This is a genomic window from Streptomyces sp. NPDC026092 (genome assembly GCF_040638605.1).
GTDB lineage: Bacteria > Actinomycetota > Actinomycetes > Streptomycetales > Streptomycetaceae > Streptomyces.
Genome location: NZ_JBEZYN010000007.1, coordinates 320,399 through 341,392, shown reverse-complemented (window position 1 = coordinate 341,392; position 20,994 = coordinate 320,399). Strand labels below are relative to the sequence as shown.

Below are 20,994 nucleotides of genomic sequence, written 5' to 3'. Positions count from 1 at the left end.
CTTAGGGTCGAGTCATGGGTACACCTGACTTCATCCGCGAGATCCGGGCCAGCGCCGGCCACCAGCTGCTCTTCCTGCCGGGCGTGAGCGCCGTCGTCTTCGACGACCGGGGGCGGGTGCTGCTGGGCCGCCGGGCCGACAACGGCCTCTGGGCCATCGTCGGCGGCATCGTCGAGCCCGGGGAGCAGCCGGCCGCCTGCGCCGTCCGCGAGGTGTACGAGGAGACCGCCGTGCGCTGCGAGGCGGAGCGGGTCGTGATCGTGCAGACCCTGCGCAAGCCGATCGTGTACCCGAACGGCGACACCTGCCAGTTCATGGACGTCACCTTCCGCTGCCGCGCGGTCGGCGGCGAGGCCCGGGTCAACGACGAGGAGTCGACGGAGGTCGGCTGGTTCGACGTGGACGACCTGCCGCAGATGAAGCGGTTCTCGCACTTCCGGATCGAGCAGGCACTCCTCGACGAACCCACATGGTTCGACCCCATGCCGAACGGCTGAAGTATGGCTTCAGCACACATCGGTTGAGGGTGGGGCGCTTCATACAGTGCGGAGCATGAGCGCCCCCACCACATCCGGTCCCGTACCGGCACCAGTCGTCCAGGCCCCCGCCGCTTCCCAGGGGCCCGAGGCCGTCCCCGCGCCCGGCTCCGTCCGGCTCGACCTCGCCGGCCGCACCGCGCTCGTCACCGGCGCGGCCGGCGGCATCGGCCGGGCCTGCGCGCTCCGGCTCGCCGCGGCGGGCGCCACGGTCAGAGCCGTCGACCGGGCCGCCGACGGCCTCGTGGCGCTCGTGGAGGCGGCGGACGGGCTGCCGGGCGCCGTCGACCCGCAGACCCTGGACCTGACCGACCTGGACGCCGCCGAGCAGGCGGCGGCGGGCGCCGACATCCTCGTCAACAACGCGGGGCTGCAGCTCGTGCGCCCCATCGAGGAGTTCCCGCCCGACGTCTTCCACACGGTCCTGACCGTGATGCTGGAGGCACCGTTCCGGCTGATCAGGGGCGCCCTGCCGCACATGTACGGGCAGGGCTGGGGGCGGATCGTCAACATCTCCTCCGTCCATGGGCTGCGCGCCTCGGCCTTCAAGTCCGCCTATGTGGCCGCCAAACACGGTCTCGAGGGGCTCTCCAAGACCGCCGCCCTCGAAGGCGCCCCGCACGGCGTCACCTCCAACTGCGTCAACCCCGGCTATGTGCGCACGCCCCTGGTCGAGCGGCAGATCGCCGACCAGGCCGCGGCCCACGGCATCCCTCCGGAGCGGGTCCTGACCGAGGTCCTCCTCAAGGACTCGGCGCTCAAGCGGCTCATCGAGCCGGAGGACGTCGCGGAGGCGGTGCTCTACCTCTGCGCGCCCCAGGCTTCGTTCATCACCGGTGCCTCCCTGACCCTCGACGGCGGCTGGACCGCGCACTGACGGTTGTCCACAGCCGCGCGCCGACAGCTTTTCCACAGGGCTGGTGCTCCGACCCGTACGGCAGGTATCCCTGTGTCCATGTCCCAAGAACCGGTCTCCTACCTGGAGCTCCTCGCCCGAGGCGCCGCGGCGGAGGCGTACGACCGGCCCGTGCTGCTCGCCCGTGCGAGCGGCGCGGGCCCCGAGGCGTTGGCCGAGCTGGAGCGGGCCAAGCAGCTCGCGCTCCGCGTCCGCGCCGAGCTGGAGGGGAGACGGCGCCGCGAGGCGGAGCTCTCCGCGCTCTTCGAGACCGCCCACGACCTCGCGGGGCTGCGCGACCTGGACGCGGTGCTCCGCGCCATCGTCCAGCGGGCCCGCTCCCTGCTCGGCACCGAGGTCGCCTACCTCAGCCTCAACGACCCGGCCGCGGGCGACACGTACATGCGCGTCACCGAGGGCTCGGTCTCCGCGCACTTCCAGCAGCTCCGGCTCGGCATGGGGGAGGGCCTCGGCGGGCTCGTCGCCCAGACCGCCCTGCCGTACGTCACCGAGAACTACTTCGACGACGCCCGCTTCCAGCACACGCGCACCATCGACTCGGCCGTCGGCGACGAGGGGCTCGTCGCCATCCTCGGTGTCCCGCTGACCCTGGGCAGCCAGGTCATCGGCGTGCTCTTCGCGGCGGACCGGCGCGCCCGGGTCTTCGGCCGGGAGCAGGTCGCCCTGCTCGGCTCCTTCGCCGCGCACGCGGCCGTGGCCATCGACACCGCCAACCTGCTGGCCGAGACCCGTTCGGCCCTGGCCGAGCTGGAGCGGGCCAACGACATCATCCGCGAGCACAGCGGCGTCATCGAGCGGGCCTCCGAGGTCCACGACCGGCTCACCGAACTGGTGCTGCGCGGCGGCGGGGTCCACGACGTGGCCGACGCGGTCTCCGAGGTCCTCGGGGGCCGGGTCGAGTTCATCGAGCAGGGCCACGGCGCGGGCTCGGCCCGGCTCGCCGACGGCCACGCCCTGCGTGAGGGCGACACGTGGGTGGCCGCCGTCGCGGCCGGCGGCGAGTGTCTCGGCGCCCTCGTCCTGCACGGGCAGCCCGACCTCGACCCCGTCGACCAGCGCACCCTGGAGCGGGCCGCGCTGGTGACCTCCCTGCTGCTGCTCGCCCGCCGCTCGGCCGGAGAGGCCGAACAGCGGGTACGGGGCGAACTCCTCGACGACCTCCTCGACGCCCCCGACCGCGACCGCCGGCTGCTGCGCGAGCGCGCCGCCCGGCTCCGTACGGACGTCGACGCGCCGCATGTGGTGCTCGCCGCCCGGATCGACCGCGCGGGAGCAGGGGGCGAGGCCGAGGGCGGCGTACGGGAGAGCGCGGACCGGCAGCGCCTCTGGTCGGCCGCCTCGCATCTGGCCGCCACCCGGCAGGGCCTGGCCTCCGCGCGCGACGGCGGCACGGTCCTGCTGCTCCCGCTCGGCCCCGGCGAGGACGCCGCCGAACTGGCCCGCCAGACCGCCAAGCACCTCGGCGGAGCCCTGCGGGAACCGGTCACGGTGGGCGCCTCGTCGCCGGTCCCCTCACCGCTCGCCGCCCCCGACCAGGTCGCCTCCGCGTACGAGGAGGCCCGCCGTTGCCTGGACGCCCTGCGCCTGCTGCACCGCTCGGGCGAGGGCGCGGCCGCCGAGGACCTGGGCTTCCTCGGACTCCTGCTCGCCGACACGCGGGACATCGAGGGCTTCGTCGACCGCACGATCGGCCAGGTCGTCGCGTACGACCGGCGAAGAGGCACGGACCTGGTGCGCACGATGGACGCGTACTTCGCGAGCGGGATGAGCCCGGCGCGTACGAAGGACGACCTCCACGTCCATGTGAACACGGTGGCCCAGCGGGTCGAACGCATCGGCCGCCTCCTCGGCCCGGACTGGCAGTCCCCGGCCCGCGCCCTGGAGATCCAACTGGCCCTGCGCCTGCACGCGATGTCGGCGGCGGTCGCCCGCTGAACACGCGAGAAGGCGCCGGTCCCCAGGAAGGGGACCGGCGCCTTTCTCAGTGGTCGTGCGCTCAGACGTCGGCGCGAACGGAGGCGGCTGAGGCGGTCGTGTGGGCAGGGGCGTCCTCGGCGACTTCCGACAGGTCGCGGTTGCGGGTCTCCCGGGCGCAGGCGATGGCGACGACCGTGAGGAGCGCGGCGGCGATCACGTACAGGGAGATCGGGGTCGAGGAGCCGTAGTCGCTGAGCAGCGCCGTGGCGATCAGCGGGGCCGGGGCGCCGGCGGCGACCGAGGAGAACTGGGCGCCGATGGAGGCACCCGAGTAGCGCATCCGGGTCGCGAACATCTCGGAGAAGAACGCGGCCTGCGGCGCGTACATCGCCCCGTGCAGGATCAGTCCGACGGTGACGGCGAGCAGCAGCGCACCGAAGGTCCCCCGGTCGATGAGCATGAAGAAGGGGAACATCCAGGCGCCGACACCGACCGCGCCGATCAGGTACACGGGCCGCCGGCCGATCCGGTCCGACAGCGCGCCCCAGGCGGGGATGACGGCGAAGTGGACGGCGGAGGCGATGAGGACGGCGTTGAGCGCGGTCTGCTTGGAGAGGCCCACCTGGGTCGTCGCGTAGACGAGGATGAACGCGGTGATCACGTAGTAGGAGATGTTCTCCGCCATACGGGCGCCCATCGCGATCAGCACGTCCCGCCAGTGGTGCTTGAGGACGGCGATCAGCGGCATCTTCTCGACCTGCGCGGCGGAGGCCTTGCGCTCCTCTGCGGCGGCGAGCGCGGCCTTGAAGACGGGCGACTCGTCGACGGAGAGCCGGATCCACAGACCCACGATCACGAGCACACCCGAGAGCAGGAAGGGTATGCGCCAGCCCCATGACAGGAACGCGGAGTCGGAGAGCAGCGCGGTGAGCGCGGAGAGCACACCGGTCGCGAGCAACTGCCCGGCGGGCGCCCCCGTCTGCGGCCACGAGGCCCAGAACCCGCGCCGCTTCGCGTCCCCGTGCTCGGAGACGAGCAGCACGGCCCCGCCCCACTCACCACCGAGCGCGAACCCCTGCACGAGCCGCAGCGCGGTGAGCAGCAGAGGCGCGGCGGACCCGACGGTCGCGTGCGTCGGCAGCAGTCCGATCGCGAAGGTGGCCCCACCCATCAGCAGCAGACTGAGCACCAGCAGCTTCTTGCGCCCGAGCCGGTCACCGTAATGCCCGAACACCAACGCACCGATCGGCCGGGCGGCGAAGCCGACGGCGTAGGTGAGGAAGGAGAGGAGGGTGCCGACGAGCGGGTCGGAGTCGGGGAAGAAGAGCTTGTTGAAGACCAGCGCGGCGGCCGAGCCGTAGAGGAAGAAGTCGTACCACTCGATGGTGGTGCCGATCAGACTCGCGGCGACGATGCGCTTGAGGTTCGAGGGGGCGGGTGGAGCGCTCGCGGGGGAGGACATCGGCACCACTTCCTGGCGTGTGACGGGGGCGGGGGACGGGGAACGTTTCCGTGTCGCCACACCGTAGAAACGCGCAGGTCACCGTCGTATGTGGTGGGACACCATAGTTCTATCGGACGGAGTGCGCGGGACAACCATGGGGCGGTGTCGGGGGCTCCGCGACCGCCTCGTCGGGAAGGCTCGCCGACGGGTGGACATCGCCTGTGGTGGCGTCAGCCGTGCGTGTCTTCGTTCTGCGGGGTCGGCCGAGGCTGCCTAGTGTCATGGGGTGGAGCACACAGACAGTGCCCGGTCCGTCGACCCGGAGGTGCGTGATGCCGGAGTTGTTCATCGGAGGCACGTGGGCCGCCGCTGCCGACGGTCGTACCCGGGAGATCCGCTGCCCGGCGGACGGCAGCCTGGTCGCCACCGTGGACGAGGCCGGGCCCCAGGACGCGGCGGCGGCCGTCGCCGCAGCCCGTGAGGCGTTCGACAGCGGGCCGTGGCCCACCACGCCCGTCGCGGAGCGCGGACGGCTGCTGGTGCGCGTCGCCGATCTGCTGGAACGTGACAAGGCGGCCTTCGCCCGCGCCGAGTCCCTGGACACCGGCAAGCGGCTCGTCGAGTCCGAGTACGACATGGACGACATCGCGGCCTGCTTCCGCTACTTCGGCAACCTGACCGCGGCGGGCGGCAACGACCGGATCATCGCCACCGGCAACCCGGACGCGGACAGCCGGGTGGTGCACGAACCGGTCGGGGTGTGCGCCCTCATCACCCCATGGAACTATCCGCTGCTGCAGACCGCGTGGAAGGTCGCCCCCGCGCTCGGTGCGGGCAACACGTTCGTACTGAAACCGAGCGAGCTGACCCCGCACACCGCGATCCTGCTGATGCGGCTGCTCACCGAGGCGGGGCTGCCGCCCGGGGTCGGGAATCTGATCCTGGGGACGGGCGCCGAGGCCGGCGCGCCGCTGACCGAGGATCCCCGCGTGGATCTCGTGTCGTTCACCGGCGGCCTGGCCACCGGACGCCGGATCATGGCGGCGGCGGCGCCCACGGTGAAGAAGGTCGCCCTGGAGCTCGGCGGCAAGAACCCGAACATCGTCTTCGCGGACGCGGACTTCGAGGCGGCCGTCGACTACGCGCTGATGGCCGTCTTCCTGCACTCCGGACAGGTCTGCTCGGCAGGCGCCCGGCTTCTCGTGGAGGACTCGCTGCACGACGCCTTCGTCGACGAGATCGTGGCCCGCGCGCGGGCCATCCCGATGGGCGGCCCGTTCGACGAGAACGCGCGCACCGGGCCGCTGATCTCGGCGGCACACCGCGACAAGGTGGAGGCCTACGTGGCCGCGGGCCTGGCCGAGGGCGCGGTGCTGCGCTGCGGCGGGGCACGGCCGACGGACCCGGCACTCGCCGACGGCTACTACTATCCGCCGACCGTCCTCGACGACTGCACGCCCGGGATGTCGGTGGTCCGGGACGAGTCCTTCGGCCCGGTGCTCACGGTCGAGCGGTTCGGCAGCGAGGCCGAGGCGGTCGCCGTCGCCAACGACACCATGTACGGCCTGGCGGGTGCGGTCTGGTCGCAGGACACCGGCCGCGCACACCGGGTCGCCTCCCGGCTCCGGGCGGGCACCGTGTGGATCAACGACTTCCATCCGTACGTGCCGCAGGCGGAGTGGGGCGGCATGAAGCAATCCGGCTTCGGCCGTGAACTGGGGCCGGCGGGACTCGCCGAATACCAGGAGACCAAGCACATCTGGCGCAATCTCGCCCCCAAGGCGCAGAGGTGGTTCGAGTGACGGCACAGCCGACAGGCCAGGACCGGCCCGGTGCCGGCGACGGAGCCGCGCATGACGACGACTCGGTGACCGAACTCGGCTACCGGCCCGAACTGAAGCGCACCCTGGGCAACTTCCACACGTTCGCCGCGGGGATCAGCTACATCTCGATCCTGACCGGCACGTTCCAGCTGTTCTACTTCGGCGTCGCCTTCGGCGGCCCGGCCTACTGGTGGTCGTGGCCGATGGTGTTCGTGGGCCAGCTGATGGTGGCCCTGTGCTTCTGCGAGCTGGCGGCGCGCTACCCGGTCGCGGGCTCGGTCTACAACTGGGCGAAGAAGATGGGCGGCCCGCACGTGGGCTGGCTCGGCGGCTGGATGATGATGACGGCCACCATGGTGACCCTGTCGGCCGTGGCCCTCGCGTACCAGATCACGCTGCCGCAGATCGACTCCTGGTTCCAGTTCGTCGGCGACGGCAGCGGCGAGAACGACGCCGCGGCCAACGCGGTCCTGCTGGGCACGGTGCTGATCCTCTTCTCCACGCTGGTCAACGCCTTCGGCGTCCAGCTGATGGCGCGGATCAACTCGGCGGGTGTCTTCATCGAGCTGATCGCCGCCGTGGGTCTGATCATCTTCCTCGCCGCGCACATCACCCGCGGACCCAGCACGGTGCTCACCGAGACGTACGGTCTGGGCAGCGGGGAGACGCTCGGCTACTTCGGGGCGTTCCTCACCGCGTCACTCGCGTCGGCGTACGTGATGTACGGCTTCGACACGGCGTCCTCGCTCGGCGAGGAGTCGCACAACCCGGGCCGCAACGCGCCGCGGGCGATTCTGCGGGCGCTCGTCGCGTCCTTCGTCATCGGTGGTCTCATCCTGCTGTTCGCGCTGATGTCCGTCCCGAATCTGCAGGCGGAGGAGCTGGGCACGGGTGGCCTGCAGTACGTGGTGCTGGAGACGCTCGGGTCGACGATCGGTGAGATCTTCCTGTGGTGCGTGGTCGTCGCGATCACCGTGTGCGTGCTGGCCGTCCAAGCGGCGGGCATCCGGCTGATGTTCGCGATGGCACGGGACAACAACCTGCCCGCCGGATCGGTGCTCGCCAAGGTGAGCCCCCGCTTCCGGACCCCGGTGATCCCCGCCGTCGTGATCGGCCTGGTGGGTGTGATCATCCTGGTCATCAACATCAACCAGCCGCAGATCTTCTCGGTCATCACCAGCATCGCGGTCATCATGATCTATCTGGCGTACTTGATGGTCACCCTCCCCATGCTGATCCAGCGGTTGCGCGGGAAGTGGCACCCCCGAGAGGGAGACTTCTCCCTCGGCCGTTTCGGACTGCCGATCAACATCCTGGCGGTGCTGTGGGGCGCGGCCATGTCCCTGAACCTGGCCTGGCCCCGTGCCGAGGTCTACAACGCGACCGGGGCCCAGCACTGGTACCTGCGCTGGGGTGCGTTCCTGTTCATCGGCATCGTGGCGCTCGGCGGCTTCGCCTACTACTGGTTCGTACAACGGCACCGTACGGGCGTACTGGCCGAACACCGCGCGGAAGCCCCCTGATCCGCGCTCCCTCCTCCCCCTCCACGCGACATCTCGTACTGGTACTGGAGAGACCATGCCCGCACAGCCCTCTGCACCTGAGTTCGACTACGTCGTGGTCGGCGGCGGCACCGCCGGGGCGGTCGTCGCGGCCCGCCTGTCCGAGGATCCCGGTGTCAGCGTCTGCGTGCTGGAGGCGGGCCCCTCCGACGAGGGCGACGAGGCCGTCCTGCGCCTCGACCGCTGGATGGCGCTGCTCGAGTCCGGTTACGACTGGGACTACCCGGTGGAGCCGCAGGAGAACGGCAACAGCTTCATGCGCCACGCCCGCGCCAAGGTGCTCGGCGGTTGCTCGTCGCACAACTCGTGCATCGCCTTCTGGTCGCCGGCCGAGGACCTCGACGAGTGGGGCGCGATGGGGTGCACGGGCTGGAGCGCGGCCGACTGCTTCCCGCTGTACAGGCGCCTTGAGACCAACGACGGCCCCGGCGACCACCATGGCCGCTCCGGCCCCGTGACGATCCGCTCGGTGCCGCCCCGGGACCCGTGCGGCCGGGCGCTGCTGGCGGCCTGTGCGGCGAACGGCATCCCGACGGTGCCGTTCAACTCCGGCCGTACGGTGGTGCGCGGCGCGAACTGGTTCCAGATCAACTGCCGTGAGGACGGGACCCGTTCGTCCGCCTCGGTCTCGTACCTGCATCCCGTGATGGGTGGGCGGCCCAATCTGGAGGTACGCACCGGGGTGCAGGCGAGGCGGTTGCTCTTCGACGGCGCGCGCTGCTCGGGTGTCGAGTACCTGCAGCCGGACGCCGTCCACGTCGACTCCGTACGGGCGCGGCGCGAGGTGATCGTCTCCTGCGGGGCGATCGACTCGCCGAAGCTGCTGATGCTGTCGGGCATCGGGCCCGCCGCCCATCTGCGCGACAACGGCGTGGACGTACGGGTGGACTCTCCCGGCGTCGGCTCCCACCTCCAGGATCACCCTGAGGGGGTGATCATGTGGGAGGCCAAGCAGCCCATGGTCACCTCGTCCACGCAGTGGTGGGAGATCGGCATCTTCGCGGACACCGAACCGGGTCTCGACCGGCCGGATCTGATGTTCCACTACGGCTCGGTCCCGTTCGACATGAACACCTACCGTCGCGGCTATCCGACCACCGACAACGCCTTCTGTCTCACTCCGAACGTCACCCGCGCCCGCTCGCAGGGCACGGTCCGGCTGCGCAGCCGTGACTTCCGGGACAAGCCCAAGGTCGACCCGCGCTACTTCACCCACGAGCACGACATCCGGGTGATGACCTACGGGCTGCGCCTGGCACGGGAGATCGCGGCGCAGGCGCCGCTCGCCGAGTGGAAGGGCGCGGAGCTGGCGCCCGGCCCGGACGCCACGACCGACGAGGAGCTGTTCTCCTACATCCGCCAGACGCACAACACGGTCTACCACCCGGCGGGCACCGTGCGGATGGGCGCCGAGGGCGACGCGGACTCCCCCCTCGACCCGCAGCTGCGGGTCAAGGGAGTGCAGGGGCTACGGGTGGCGGACGCCTCGATCATGCCGTTCCTGCCCGCGGTCAATCCGTGCATCACCACGATGATGATCGGCGAGAAGTGCTCGGACATGATCCGGGCCGGGCGGTGAACGTCACCCGGGACTGACGTAGGCCCTCTCAGCTGGGCAAGGCGGCGCCGGCCAGGGATGTGTCCGCCGCGGTCTCCGGTCGTTAGGACCGGTGAGAGGCCCGGGCAGACGTGGTCGCCTGAGCAGTGACGCCCTGGGTGGCCCGGCCCAGGGCGACGAGAGTGACCGTGAAAGGAACATGATGAAGTCCCTGAAGGCTGCCGCTGTCCTCGCCGGATTCGTGGCGATCGCGGGTGCCGCCGCGCCCGCTCACGCCGAGGGCCCGATGCCCACCAGCCTGGACGGCGGCCTGGACACGCTGCTGAGTCAGCCGACCCTGGACGTGACGCCGGTGAGCACCAGCATGCTGGGCGTCGGGGAGAACGACGCCGCCGACATCGTCGAGCAGGCCTCGGACGGGCTCAAGGCGACCGGCGACCCGACGCAGCTGCTCGGCGGCCTGCCGCTCGCCCACTGAGGGGCGACGTCAGCTCTGGGGGCCGTACGCCACGGACAGCGCGCGCGGTCCCCGGAACAGCTTCGTGGGGCCGGTCCGGAAGTGGGCGATCTCGAACGTGCCGCAGCGCCGCAGCAGTTCGCGGAAGGCGATCCGTACCTCCAGGCGGGCCAGGGCCGCGCCTGTGCAGCGGGTGGCGTCAATACGCCGACTCCCTACCCCAGCGTTGCGAGGGCCGGGCCGTCGGGCCGCACCGTGATGCCGTACGCGGCCTTGGTCGGCGCCGAGCGGAAGCGCGGTACGTGGACGGGCAGGAGGTGCTCGAGGAGCACGGTCGACTCCCGCAGTGCGAACTGCAGACCCAGGCACGCCCGGGGCCCGATGCCGAACGGGAGGTAGCTCCCGGGGTGACCGGGACGGCGTCCGGGGGTCGTGAAGCGCCCCGGGTCGAAGGACTCGGGGTCCTCCCAGAGGTCCGGGTCCCGGTGCGTGAGGTACGGGCAGACCAGGACGTCGGTTCCGGACTCGACCTCGTGGCCGGCGAGGACGTCGTCCTCCGCGGCGCTGCGCGGCAGCATCCAGGCCGGCGGGTAGAGCCGCAGCGTCTCGTGGACGAGCGCCTGGGCGGCCTGGCGCCGTTCGGGGGAGCCCTCGGCTCCCGCGGCGAGCGCGTGCTCCCGCGCCTGCGGGTTGCGGTCCAGGAGGAGATGGAGCCACGTGAGGGTGGTGGCGGTGGTCTCGTGGCCGGCGACGAGGAGCGTGACCAGTTCGTCCCGGATCAGCCGGTCGGTGTACGAGGGGAGCGTTTCGCCCGCCTCGACCAGGACGTGCAACAGGCCCGGGCCGCCGGGCGGCGCCGTGTCTCCGTCCCGGACAGCGGCGATGGCCCTGCTCGCCACGGCGTCGATCCGCGCCAGCTCGTCGGCGACGGCCCCTCGGGCGGCGTCCCCGTCGGCGGGCAGGGTCGGCAGCGCGGCCACCACGGCGGGCACGGAGTCGAGCTCACGCTCCGTCAGAGGGTCCAGGGGATGCCCCGTCATCGAGCGCCAGATGGTGTCCAGGGCGAACCGGCGCATCTCCTCGCCGACGTCGAACTCCTGCCCAGTGCGGGCGTACGCGGCCCAGCGCGCCGCGGCCGTCCGGGCGGCCTCGCCGATCCGTTGCTCGTAGCGCCGCATGCCTCTGCCCGTGAACTGCGCCTGCAGCACCTTCCGTTGCCTCTGCCAGGCGTCGCCCGTCGCGGCCAGGACGCCGTCGCCGATCAGCAGCCGCGCACGGTGCGAGCGCTTCACGTACACGTGGGGACGGAAGGCGAGGACGTGCTGCACGGCCTCCGGGTCGGTCACCAGGACGGTCGGCCGCGGACCGAGCCGGAACGCGGCGATGCCGCCGAGCCGTTCGCGTGCCTGGGCGAGCAGGTCGACGAGCTCCCCTCCGTCGGCCTGCCACCGCCGCACGAGTGCGGGGTCCAGTTCGGGGACGGAGCCGGGGCGGGTGGTCATGTCCACGGGATGCTCCTGTTCGACGGCTGTACGTCGGCGCGGTCGGACACGGGGGCGGACGAAAAGCAGGGCGGCGCAGCACGCACTGTAGGAGAGCGGGCGCGGTGGACGACAGACCACCACGCCCGCTCTCGGTCAAACACCCACGTCAGGTCAGACGCGGTCCGCCGCGATCAGGACGTACTGGAACGAGCCGTCCTTGTACGAGTTGATGAACGCCTCCTCGATCCCGGTGACCAGGGACGACGTCGCCCGCAGCTCCCAGTAGGGCAGGGTCGCGGGCGTCAGGTCGACGATCGCCTGCGGGACGAGACGGTTGTCGGCCATGGCGCGCAGGTACTCCCGGCGGGAGTGGATGTTGCACTCGAAGTGCGCGTTGATCTGGGAGACCCACTTCGAGGGCTGACCGTAACGCGGGTTCCAGCAGCCGGTGATGGTCACGTAGCGACCGCCGACCTCAAGCACACGGGAGTGCTCGGCGAAGAGGTCGTGCAGGTCGACGTACATGCTCGACTCGTTGTTCCACGAGGCCGCCGCCTGCCCCGTCTCGAACGGCGTGTCGAGCATGTTGCACACCTGGGCGTGGACGGAGTCCTCGATGCCGAGTTCCCTGGCGCGCGTGTTCGCGAAATCGGCCTGCGTGGCCGAGAGGGTCACGCCCTCCACCTTGCAGCCGAACCGCTGGTGCGCCATGACCATCGAACCGCCCCGGCCGCAGCCCGCGTCCACGAGCGTGTCGTCGCTCCCGATGGAGCCGAGGTTGTCCAGGAGAACGTCCGTCTGGGCCGACTCCAGACGGTGGAGTTCGGCGATCAACTTCTTCTCGTACGCGCTGTCCTCGGCATCCCCGAGAGCGGCGTGGTCCACGTCGCCGATTCCGTAGTGGTGGTGATAGAGCCCGTCCACGTCACCGAGGCGCAGGTTCACGGGCCTGGCCTCGTTGTTCCAGTAACGGGCGATGTCTCCCTGGTAGGGCGTCGCCGGGGCCGGGATGAAAGCGGTGGCGCCGGCGACAGAGGGGAGCTGGGTGTTTGTCATGTATCGATCCGTTCTTACCAGAAATCGGGCAGGCTGTATCGGTAGGTGTTGGTCTGGTGCCAGTAGTGGTTGCCGTCGACCCACGCGGCCACGCCGTGCAGGAACCGCACCACGTTCGGGATGGGACAGGCGGCGGCCAGGTCGGCGGCCGCGTCCTCGAAGGCGTGCATGAGGTCGTTGTGGACCTCGACCGCCTTCAGATACGCGTCGCGCTCCGAGCACTTCTCGCGCTCGGCGATCACCACGGGCAGATTGAGGTGCCGGCCGGGGCTGTTGAGCTCCTTGGTGTAGGAGTACAGGTCGTTGACGATGGTGGTCGCGTTGCCGGCGAGCGCGATGACCCGTTGCATGGCGGGCTGCGCGTGCAGATCGGCCGGCAGCTCGTAGCCGCCGACGGTGTCGGTGATCGTGGGGCAGGGGCGGAAGTTGTTGAACTGCCGCATCGCCAGGTACTCCCACACCTCAGGGACGTGGTCAGTCTCGGACCAGGCGGCCTCGGCGAGGTACCCCAGGTGCAGTCGGGCCATGTCGTGCCGGAACCGGTCGGCCTGGGAGGGGGTGGACTGCTGGACGAAGTACTCCATGGCGGAGCGGTAGGCGCGGCGCGGGGCGTCCGCGTGCAGCGACTCGGCCCACTGCGGCTGGTAGTCAGCCGTCGTGTGGAGCGGGTCGAGGGCGGTGTGCGCCAGGAGGAGGCGGCCCCCGAGGCCGATGGGCGAACCTCCGTGGTCCTCGCAGTAGCAGTCGTCGACCGCGTTCTCGGCGACCATCAGCCGCGTGGCGATCAGCAGGTGGTCGACGGTCGGAGCGTCCGGATGGCAGGCGACCATGTAGCGCCCGACGGAGAATCCGTCGAACTGGCCCTCCCACTCCTCGGGGAACAGTTCGACCTCCTCCACCGCCCAGTCCTTGATCCGGCGGCTGACCTCCTCCACGCGCACCGGGTCGGGTTCGGCGACCGGGTGGTGGTAGAGGCCGGGGATCGGCCGGCCCTCCGCCGCGGCGGCCCCTTCGGCCGGTCCCGCCGATTCCGCCGATTCCGCCGGCTCCTCGGGCGCCGACGGCGCCGGGGGCTCCTCGCGCCGGACCGGATAGAGGCTCGACGTGCCCAGACCGGTGGGGCCGCGCAGGATCCGTTCCAGCGAGGACAGGGCAGGGGAAAGCCCGGGATCGGGCATCCGTAACTCCTTGATGGGGTGGGGAACTGACGTGACCGGCTGTCGGACGCGGGCCTCCAGGGCCCTAGTGGCGCCAGCGCGCGATCTGTACGTTCTCCAGCACGCCGAGGGCGTTGGGCACGAGGATCGCGGCGGAGTAGTAGGCGGTGACGAGGTACGACATGATCGCCTGCTCGCTGACGCCCATGAAGCGCACCGACAGGCCCGGTTCGTACTCCTCCGGCAGGCCCGTCTGGCGCAGCCCGATGACGCCCTGGTTGTCCTCGCCGAGGCGCATGGCGAGGATCGAGCTGGTGTTCTCCGCGCTGATGGGGATCTTGTCGCAGGGCAGGATCGGGACCCCGCGCCAGGCGAGGACCTGGCGCCCTTCGAGCTCGGCGGTCTCCGGGTAGAGCCCGCAGGCGTTCCACTCGCGCCCGATCGCGGCGATCGTCCGCGGGTGGGCGAGGAAGAGCTTGGTGCCGCGGCGGCGGCAGAGCAGCTCGTCGAGGTCGTCCGGGGTGGGCGGGCCGGAGTGGGGCTGGATCCGCTGCTTGTAGTCGGCGTTGTGCAGCAGACCGAACTCGCGGTTGTTGATGAGCTCGTACTCCTGGCGCTCCCGCAGCGCCTCGACGGTGAGCCTGAGCTGCTCCTCCGTCTGGTTCATCGGCCCGTTGTAGAGGTCGGCGACCCTCGTGTGGACCTTCAGGACGGTCTGAGCGAGGGAGAGTTCGTACTCCCGCGGCTTCAGCTCGTAGTCCACGAACGCACCGGGCAGCGCGACTTCGCCGGTGTGTCCCGCGGACATCGCGATCTCGGCCTCGCCGTGGTGGTTCTGCCGTCGGCCGGGCAGCGAGCTGAACTGCCGTACGTGGGCCTGGAGATGGGGTGTCGAGGAGAGCACGGCGGCGAAGTCGGCGCGGGACAGGGTGAGCAGGGTGCCCGCGGTCTCGGCGGTGGCGGAGTAGGGCCAGCTGCCCTCGCCGTCCAGGAGGACGTGCTCGCCGAACCGGTCGCCGTCGGCGAGCACCGCGACGCCGACCTCGTCGCCGTACTTGCCGACGGAGGTCTGGTTGATCCGGCCGCGGGCGATCAGGTGGATGTGCCGGGCGGGAGTGCCGCGCTCGACGAGCACCTCACCGGCCCGGAAGTCCCGCTGGACGCACCGGCCCGCGATCGCGGTGAGCACCTCCACGTCCTCGAAGCCGCGCAGCAGGGGCAGTTCGCCGAGCTCCTGGGGGATCACCCGTACGTCCGTGCCGTCCTGGACGAACTCGATGCGCCCGTCGCCGACGGTGTAGCTGAGCCGCCGGTTCACCCGGTAGGCGCCGCCCTTGGTGTCGACCCAGGGGAGCATCCGCAGCAGCCAGCGATCGGTGATCTCCCGCATCTGCGGGGCGGACTTGGTCGTGGAGGCGAGCTTGCGGGCGGCCGCGGTGCTCAGGCTGGACTGCCGGGGCAGTGCCGCCTCGGCTTCCGGGCCGGTCTCAACGGTCATCGGACGAGAACTCCTTACGCACGGCGAGAGAGGGAACGTCGAGGGGTGGAAAGCGGGTCGTACCGTCGGGAATCCGTCCGGATCCCGGTGAACAGTAGCCGCGGAATTGCCCTGGTCACCGCTTGATCCCCGGGGGATTACCTCGATGAAGTGACCTTGATTCGTACGGGGTTTATTCGGGCGACCGACGGCTTTTGAGCCACTTGACCGAGAGCTGCCGGGCGGAGGCCAGCCAGGAGGAGGCCACCTCCGGCCGACCCGCGATCACGACGGGCTCTTCGATGAGCCGGACGGTCGGCGGTGTCACGGGCACCGGCCGCGTCCACGCCGCCGCCCGGGGATCCGCGACCTCCTCCAGGCGCCAGTCCCGGCACGTGCTGTCGAGCGCAAGGGGGAAGAGGGTGAGGGTGCCGTCCCGCGCGATGTGCATCCGGACGAAGCCCTTGTGGTCGTCGATGGACTGGCCGGACATCTGCCACTCGGCGGCCTCGCCCTCGTGCGACCACCGCACCCACAGGGCGAAGAGTTCCGACCCGAGGGACGCGCCCGCCACGGCGGCGACGACCAGCAGGATGAGGAGCACCAGCAGCCCGTTCCAGGAGTCCGGCACCTCCCGCGCGATGGCGACGGTGGCGGCCACCGCGGCGGCGGTGACCGCCAGCTGGAACAGCACGGCCACGACCGGACCGGACGGCGCCCTGGGCCGCCGTTCGCGCAACAGTCCCCGCCACCAGCCGATCACGAAGGGCAGGAGGAAGAAGCCGGCGCTCGTGCAGAGCAGCCCGAGCAGGTCCTCGCCGTCGGCGGCCCGCAGCGCGTCGACGGGATTGTGTCTGCCCTCGCCCAGCGCGAAGGCGCCCGTCATGACGAGGGCCAGCACGATCTGCACGACCGCGGCCAGGACCGCGAACCCGGGGTTGCGCAACGGGAGCCAGTGCCGCGACCAGGGCTTGGCGATCGCGCGGGCGAGCGAGCGGGACTCCTCCGGATCCGGGTACGTGTGCGGGGCGAGGGCGAACGAGACGGGCGGGTCGTCCTTCTCGCGCAGGCGCGAGGCGGCCGACGGCAGCGACAGCTCCTTCGGGAGCCGCTCCGTGGCGGCCAGGTACGCGCCGCCCAGGCCGCACGTCACCATCTGGCGGCGCCGCGGGTCCGGCGGCAGGCCGCCGTCGACTCCAGGACCGCCCTCGGCTCCCGGCCTGTCGCCGGCTCCGGGCGCGTCGTCCGGCAGCCGTTCCGCGTAGCGGGCGTAGTGGTGCTTGTCGCCGGTCAGCCACAGCCGGATCGACGCCCCCGTGGGCTCGTGCGTCCGGGTCTCCCGGTCGAACCGGGTCCGTACGATGTTGCGGTCGAACCAGTGCAGGGAGTTGAAGGCGTCGGGCTCCTCGACGCTCTTCACCCAGGTGGGCGCGGCGGAGCAGACGATCACGCTGTCACCCGGCTCCAGCAGCGGCGACAGGTGGGTCTCGAAGTAGCGTCGCTGCGGGTCGTCGACGTACGAGCCGAGTTGGCTGTCGAGGCCGACGAGCCACCAGCGCTGGGGCAGCTGCACGGCGAAGTAGCTCCGGGTCTGCCGGGTCTCCCAGCCGCCGATGGGCCGCTCCTGGGCGAACACCCGCAGGAACGCGGTGAGTCCGTCGTACCAGTCGTGGTTGCCCGGCAGCGCGACCATGAGCGGCTCGTCCGGGGCCCACGGCAGCGCGGCGCGGTAGGGGCCCTTCATCCGGTCCTCGTACGCGCTCGTCGACGCCACCGGGTACACCTGGTCCCCGCCGAGGACGAGCAGCGAGCCACGGGGGAGCCGGGTGTGCTCGGGTACGGCGATGGAGTCGGCCCCCAGGGCGGCCGCCACCGAGGCTGTCGCCTCGAAGCCGTCGCCGAGGTCCGCGACGAAGTCGATCCAGATCTCCTCGGCCCGGGGGTGGGAGAGCGGTGCGTGCAGGAGTCCTGCTTCGAGCGCGCCCTGGATCTCGCGCTTGTCCGAGTAGCCGGCGAACATGGCGGCGAGGCCGACCTTGACCGCCGTACGGGTCAGCTCCTTCGGCGCCAGCCAGCGGACCGGTTCCTGGGGGGTGAACCGGAGCGCCTCCGCGTGCTTGCGCAGCTCATGGAAGTCCACGACGGCTCCTCCTCGGTCACGGCGGACTCGATCAGGCGGACTCTGTTACGGCGGACCCGGTCTTGGCGGACCCGGTCACAGTGGGGACCAGGGCAGGACGTTCTGTGCGTAGACGTCCCAGAGCTTGCCGGCGAAGAACTGGCCGAATCGCCCGAGTGTGGTCACCCTGCCGGGCAGCGTCGGGGCTTCGACCCGGAAGGTGGTGAGCTGCTTCAGGAAGTCGCTGGGGCGGATGCGGATGGTTCCCGAGGCCACCGTCTCGGCCTCGGACTCCTCGTCGGCGTGGACGTGGCCGCGGAGCACGCGCGTGTGGAGGACGGACGTGTCCTTCCAGACCCCTTTGCGGGAGTCCTCGCGGACGTCCTTGTACCCGCTGAGCGTGAGCGGGTGGCCGGCCCGGTCGGCGAAGAACACGCGGTAGAGCATCCGCAGATGCTGCGGGTCGTCGTGTTCCACGAACAGCTGGAAGGTTCCTCGGTCGATCGGAAGGCGCCCGCCCAGCTCCTGGCAGACGACCTCGCCGCGCAGCGCGGCCTCGTGCGCGGGGTCGACGAGGAAGCGGTCGACGCCTTGGATGTCGACGGTCACGTGCAGGGCGAGGTCGGCCGCCGGTCGCACCTCAGGCGGGGTCCCTTGCGGGTCCTCGTCCTCCCCGAACACGACACGGCCCACCATGCGCTCGGTGAAGCGCAGCCGGGTCCGATCGTCGGGGCGGCCCGGAGGGGCGCCGGGCTTCCAGGGGATCCCCTGCTCCGTGCACCAGGAGCGCGCACGCTGGACTCCGAGCTCGACGGCCTGGGCGAATCGGTCCCTGCTGAAGTTGATGAGGTAGTTGAGGGGTACCTCGCCCTCCAGGAGCCGGACCTCGATCGGGCGGCCGAACTCTCCTTCGTCCCCTCGGCGAATGGCCGCGTTGTTCGCCTCGATCCGGCGCAGCCAGTGCTGCAGCTGACCGTTGGCCGTCGTCTCGATGATGTGGAAGTAGTTGGCGATGAAGCCGTCCCGCCAGCGGTGCCTCCGGCTGACCGTCCAGACGATCCACAGCTCGTCGCAGCCTCGCCGGATCGCCTCCTCGACGTTTCCATCGGTCAGATAGACCGGGTCGATGTAGGTCTGCCCGTCGATGACGACCGGAGGGAACCACATGGGCAGGGCCACCCCGGCGCAGAACCGCTCCTCGTCCATGCCGTCGGCGGTGACTACCTCCAGTTCGTTGGCGCTGAAGTTGTAGAGATTGAAGGTGGCTTCCTGATCGGTCGCCCGGATGCGAGCCCAGTCCAACCCCCACTCCGGGAAGACGCGACGCCGATAGCCGTCCAGCGTGAAGAGAGAGCGGGCGTACGGCCCCTTCGGCAGTTCACGCCAGTTCGGGGTGACGCCTTTCAAGGGAGAGAGCTTGCGCCAGTTGTCCGCGATCTCGCGCCCGGACATCCCCTGGCAGTACATCGCGAGGTTGAACACGCCTCCGCTGGCGCCGTCGGTATGGTCGAAGGTCAACTCTGCCTCGTCGAGCAGGACTTGGAGGACGCCCGCCTGATAGGCGACCTTCAGGCCGCCGCCGGCGAGGATGAGTGATCTGCGCGTCATGAGGGTCCCGTACCGTTCTGTTGGAAGTCCTCGACGAGACGGAGGGCCGACCGGTCGGCCAGCGCCGCGATGGTGAGCGAGGGATTCGGGCCCACGGGTCCGGGCAGCACCGAGCCGTCGGCGATCGAAAGGCCGGGGCAGCCGTACACCCGCCCGAAGGAATCCACCACGCCTTCCCGCGCGTTGTGCCCCATCGGTGCGCCGCCCACGGGATGCACGGTGATGAGGCGGTTGAGCAACCACAGGGGATTCGCGGCGTAGCGTCCGCCGAGGCTGTGGGACACGGCCTGCATGGTCGCGTTCATCTGGTTGAAGTACTCATTGGACGCGGCCAGTTTCCAGTCGAGGTCCAGATGCCCGTCCCGGAGGAACATCCGGCCATTGGGGACGTCTCGGCCCATGCCGAGCAACGGCACGGACGTCGCGGTGAACAGCCCTTTGCCCATCGCCTCGTTGAGCTGTCGCCCCACCCGGCTTCTGGCGGTCCTGGTCAGCTGGGACCACCCTCGCCGCAACAGGAACCTGCCGACCCTGTGGGACAGGGTGAGGACGTTGTGCTCGACGAGCCAGTTGAGGAACTCCGGGTATCCGGCGTCCTCGATGTAGAAACCCCGGTCCTTCGCGCCGCTCCCTTCGCGGTCCACTTTGATGGCACTCGTGATGACCGGGCCGAAACTCGGTTCCAGGAGACGGGGCTCATGTCCCCGCCGCGCCTTGAACACCAGGCCGAGAAAGTCCCCGTTCCCGGAGAAACGCGTACCAAGGGCGGGGCTGAGCGCGGGAAAGGCGCTGCGGTTCCGCAGCAGCAGATAGGTGGTGCCGAGCGTGCCGGCGGAGAGGATCAGGCGCCTGGCCCTGATGGTGTGCCGCACGGGACGAGCGGACGGATCTGCGTCGGCGTCGTGGTCGATGTAGGAGACCAGGAACCCTTCCTCGACCCGTTCGAACGAGCGGACCTCGCAGAGGGTACGGATCTCCGCCCCGAGCCGGTCCGCGGCGCTGAGGTAGGTGAAATCCAGACTGTTCTTGCTGCCGAAGTTGCAGCCGAGGTCGCATTCACCGACGAGCCTGCACCCGTAGCGCGGGGCGTGGTGCAGATTGTCCTCACCGCCCGGGAGGGGAGCACCAGGACGGTCTCCGAAGGAGACGGCCAGGTGCGGAAGTTCCCACGGAAGACCGAGGCTCTCGGCAGCGTCCCGCATGGCATGGGTCTTGGGCGTGTGCGCGTAGGGCTCCACATCGAAGGGGTACCGCTCCGCGCCCAGCATGGTCTCGACGGATTCGTAATGCGGGTCGAGGTCCTGATAGGTGACGGGCCAGTTCTCGTAGCCGCCGTCGAACGACTCGTGCACGAACCAGTCCTCCGGCTTGCGGATCAGCACGTTGGCATAGATCAGGGAGCCACCGCCGAGCCCGCTGGACACCAGCGCGTCCATCGTCGAGAAGCTCCACATGTCGTACATCCCGAACAGGCGGGAATCCGGATCCCAGAAGTTCTTGGCCGTTTCGTGGGGGCTCCGAGGAAAGGATCCGGGAGGGAACGGCTTTCCCCGTTCGAGCACGCACACGCGGAGGTCGGCCTCGGCCAGCCGGTACGCGGTCACGGCCCCGCCGAACCCCGATCCGACGACGACGGCATCGAAGACGTCCACGCTCGCCACCTCTCGGAGACGAAGCCGAAACAAGTGCTCTGACTGCCCCCGTCGGCGGCTGCCGCACGCACGACCTCCCTCCATGGTTCACCCAGGTGGCGTCCCGCGCACGTTGGTGGGACGCGCCCTCGGAAGCGCCCCCTGACGCGCCCCGGCGTTCCCCCGTACGGGTCGGCGGGCTCGCCCGGGACCGTGCCGGCCCGTCCAATGGACGGGCGGGGTGGGTAC

General features: G+C 70.7%; 15 protein-coding genes. 7 read left to right on the top strand and 8 right to left on the bottom strand.

The features are described 5' to 3' along the window. Positions 1-14: 14 nt before the first annotated feature. From AB0F56_RS14670 to AB0F56_RS14660, 3 genes are all read left to right on the top strand, one after another. On the top strand, positions 15-497 hold the full coding sequence (locus AB0F56_RS14670; protein WP_362008552.1) for an NUDIX domain-containing protein: 483 nt from the start codon (positions 15-17) through the stop codon (positions 495-497). Between the two features lie 55 nt (positions 498-552). Further along, positions 553-1,413 carry a 3-hydroxybutyrate dehydrogenase gene (locus AB0F56_RS14665; protein ID WP_362008549.1) on the top strand — a complete coding sequence of 287 codons (861 nt, stop codon included), beginning with the start codon at positions 553-555 and terminating at the stop codon, positions 1,411-1,413. A 78-nt stretch (positions 1,414-1,491) separates the two neighbouring features. After that, positions 1,492-3,387 carry a GAF domain-containing protein gene (locus tag AB0F56_RS14660; protein WP_362008547.1) on the top strand — a complete coding sequence of 632 codons (1,896 nt, stop codon included), beginning with the start codon at positions 1,492-1,494 and terminating at the stop codon, positions 3,385-3,387. A 61-nt stretch (positions 3,388-3,448) separates the two neighbouring features. Here the strand turns inward: AB0F56_RS14660 and AB0F56_RS14655 are convergent, their stop codons facing one another. Then, positions 3,449-4,831 carry an MFS transporter gene (locus tag AB0F56_RS14655; protein ID WP_362008545.1) on the bottom strand — a complete coding sequence of 461 codons (1,383 nt, stop codon included), beginning with the start codon at positions 4,829-4,831 and terminating at the stop codon, positions 3,449-3,451. A 314-nt stretch (positions 4,832-5,145) separates the two neighbouring features. On the opposite strand from AB0F56_RS14655, the gene AB0F56_RS14650 reads away from it, so the two are divergent. From AB0F56_RS14650 to AB0F56_RS14635, 4 genes are all read left to right on the top strand, one after another. Beyond that, positions 5,146-6,615 carry an aldehyde dehydrogenase family protein gene (locus AB0F56_RS14650; protein ID WP_362008542.1) on the top strand — a complete coding sequence of 490 codons (1,470 nt, stop codon included), beginning with the start codon at positions 5,146-5,148 and terminating at the stop codon, positions 6,613-6,615. Further along, positions 6,612-8,159 (top strand): APC family permease, encoded by a 1,548-nt coding sequence (locus AB0F56_RS14645; protein WP_362008540.1) that lies wholly within the window; start codon positions 6,612-6,614, stop codon positions 8,157-8,159. Before AB0F56_RS14650 ends, AB0F56_RS14645 begins: the two co-directional genes overlap by 4 nt. 55 nt (positions 8,160-8,214) lie before the next feature. Next, entirely contained in the window at positions 8,215-9,777 is a 1,563-nt protein-coding gene (locus AB0F56_RS14640; protein ID WP_362008537.1) for a GMC oxidoreductase, read from the top strand. Positions 9,778-9,958: 181 nt separating this feature from the next. Then, entirely contained in the window at positions 9,959-10,234 is a 276-nt protein-coding gene (locus AB0F56_RS14635; protein WP_362008692.1) for a hypothetical protein, read from the top strand. Positions 10,235-10,428: 194 nt separating this feature from the next. Here AB0F56_RS14635 and AB0F56_RS14630 read toward each other — a convergent pair whose 3' ends face one another. The 7 genes from AB0F56_RS14630 to AB0F56_RS14600 all read right to left on the bottom strand — a co-directional run bounded on the left by AB0F56_RS14630 (position 10,429) and on the right by AB0F56_RS14600 (position 20,766). Further along, positions 10,429-11,715 (bottom strand): cytochrome P450, encoded by a 1,287-nt coding sequence (locus tag AB0F56_RS14630; protein WP_362008690.1) that lies wholly within the window; start codon positions 11,713-11,715, stop codon positions 10,429-10,431. Between the two features lie 153 nt (positions 11,716-11,868). Beyond that, positions 11,869-12,753: a geranyl diphosphate 2-C-methyltransferase gene (locus AB0F56_RS14625; RefSeq protein WP_362008534.1), complete on the bottom strand. Its 885-nt coding sequence runs from the start codon at positions 12,751-12,753 to the stop codon at positions 11,869-11,871. Positions 12,754-12,767: 14 nt separating this feature from the next. After that, complete coding sequence (locus AB0F56_RS14620) at positions 12,768-13,991, bottom strand: family 2 encapsulin nanocompartment cargo protein terpene cyclase (RefSeq protein ID WP_362008688.1); 1,224 nt, start codon at positions 13,989-13,991, stop codon at positions 12,768-12,770. Between the two features lie 4 nt (positions 13,992-13,995). Beyond that, positions 13,996-15,408, bottom strand: coding sequence for a family 2B encapsulin nanocompartment shell protein (locus tag AB0F56_RS14615; RefSeq protein WP_362008532.1), 1,413 nt, complete (start codon positions 15,406-15,408; stop codon positions 13,996-13,998). 172 nt (positions 15,409-15,580) lie between these two features. Continuing rightward, the gene (locus AB0F56_RS14610; RefSeq protein WP_362008529.1) at positions 15,581-17,527 is read right to left on the bottom strand and encodes a hypothetical protein; all 1,947 of its coding nucleotides are present in this window, start codon (positions 17,525-17,527) and stop codon (positions 15,581-15,583) included. A gap of 75 nt (positions 17,528-17,602) precedes the next feature. Next, entirely contained in the window at positions 17,603-19,114 is a 1,512-nt protein-coding gene (locus AB0F56_RS14605; RefSeq protein WP_362008526.1) for a patatin-like phospholipase family protein, read from the bottom strand. Further along, on the bottom strand, positions 19,111-20,766 hold the full coding sequence (locus AB0F56_RS14600; protein ID WP_362008523.1) for a GMC family oxidoreductase: 1,656 nt from the start codon (positions 20,764-20,766) through the stop codon (positions 19,111-19,113). The genes AB0F56_RS14605 and AB0F56_RS14600 overlap by 4 nt, the downstream gene beginning before the upstream one ends. Between the last annotated feature and the right edge of the window lie 228 nt (positions 20,767-20,994).

Excerpts from the sequence above, each read along its gene's own strand:
- AB0F56_RS14670 (WP_362008552.1), top strand. The coding sequence starts at position 15 with ATGGGTACACCTGACTTCATCCGCGAGATCCGGGCCAGCGCCGGCCAC.
- AB0F56_RS14665 (WP_362008549.1), top strand. The coding sequence starts at position 553 with ATGAGCGCCCCCACCACATCCGGTCCCGTACCGGCACCAGTCGTCCAG.
- AB0F56_RS14660 (WP_362008547.1), top strand. The coding sequence starts at position 1,492 with ATGTCCCAAGAACCGGTCTCCTACCTGGAGCTCCTCGCCCGAGGCGCC.
- AB0F56_RS14655 (WP_362008545.1), bottom strand. The coding sequence starts at position 4,831 with ATGTCCTCCCCCGCGAGCGCTCCACCCGCCCCCTCGAACCTCAAGCGC.
- AB0F56_RS14650 (WP_362008542.1), top strand. The coding sequence starts at position 5,146 with ATGCCGGAGTTGTTCATCGGAGGCACGTGGGCCGCCGCTGCCGACGGT.
- AB0F56_RS14640 (WP_362008537.1), top strand. The coding sequence starts at position 8,215 with ATGCCCGCACAGCCCTCTGCACCTGAGTTCGACTACGTCGTGGTCGGC.
- AB0F56_RS14635 (WP_362008692.1), top strand. The coding sequence starts at position 9,959 with ATGAAGTCCCTGAAGGCTGCCGCTGTCCTCGCCGGATTCGTGGCGATC.
- AB0F56_RS14630 (WP_362008690.1), bottom strand. The coding sequence starts at position 11,715 with ATGACCACCCGCCCCGGCTCCGTCCCCGAACTGGACCCCGCACTCGTG.
- AB0F56_RS14625 (WP_362008534.1), bottom strand. The coding sequence starts at position 12,753 with ATGACAAACACCCAGCTCCCCTCTGTCGCCGGCGCCACCGCTTTCATC.
- AB0F56_RS14615 (WP_362008532.1), bottom strand. The coding sequence starts at position 15,408 with ATGACCGTTGAGACCGGCCCGGAAGCCGAGGCGGCACTGCCCCGGCAG.
- AB0F56_RS14605 (WP_362008526.1), bottom strand. The coding sequence starts at position 19,114 with ATGACGCGCAGATCACTCATCCTCGCCGGCGGCGGCCTGAAGGTCGCC.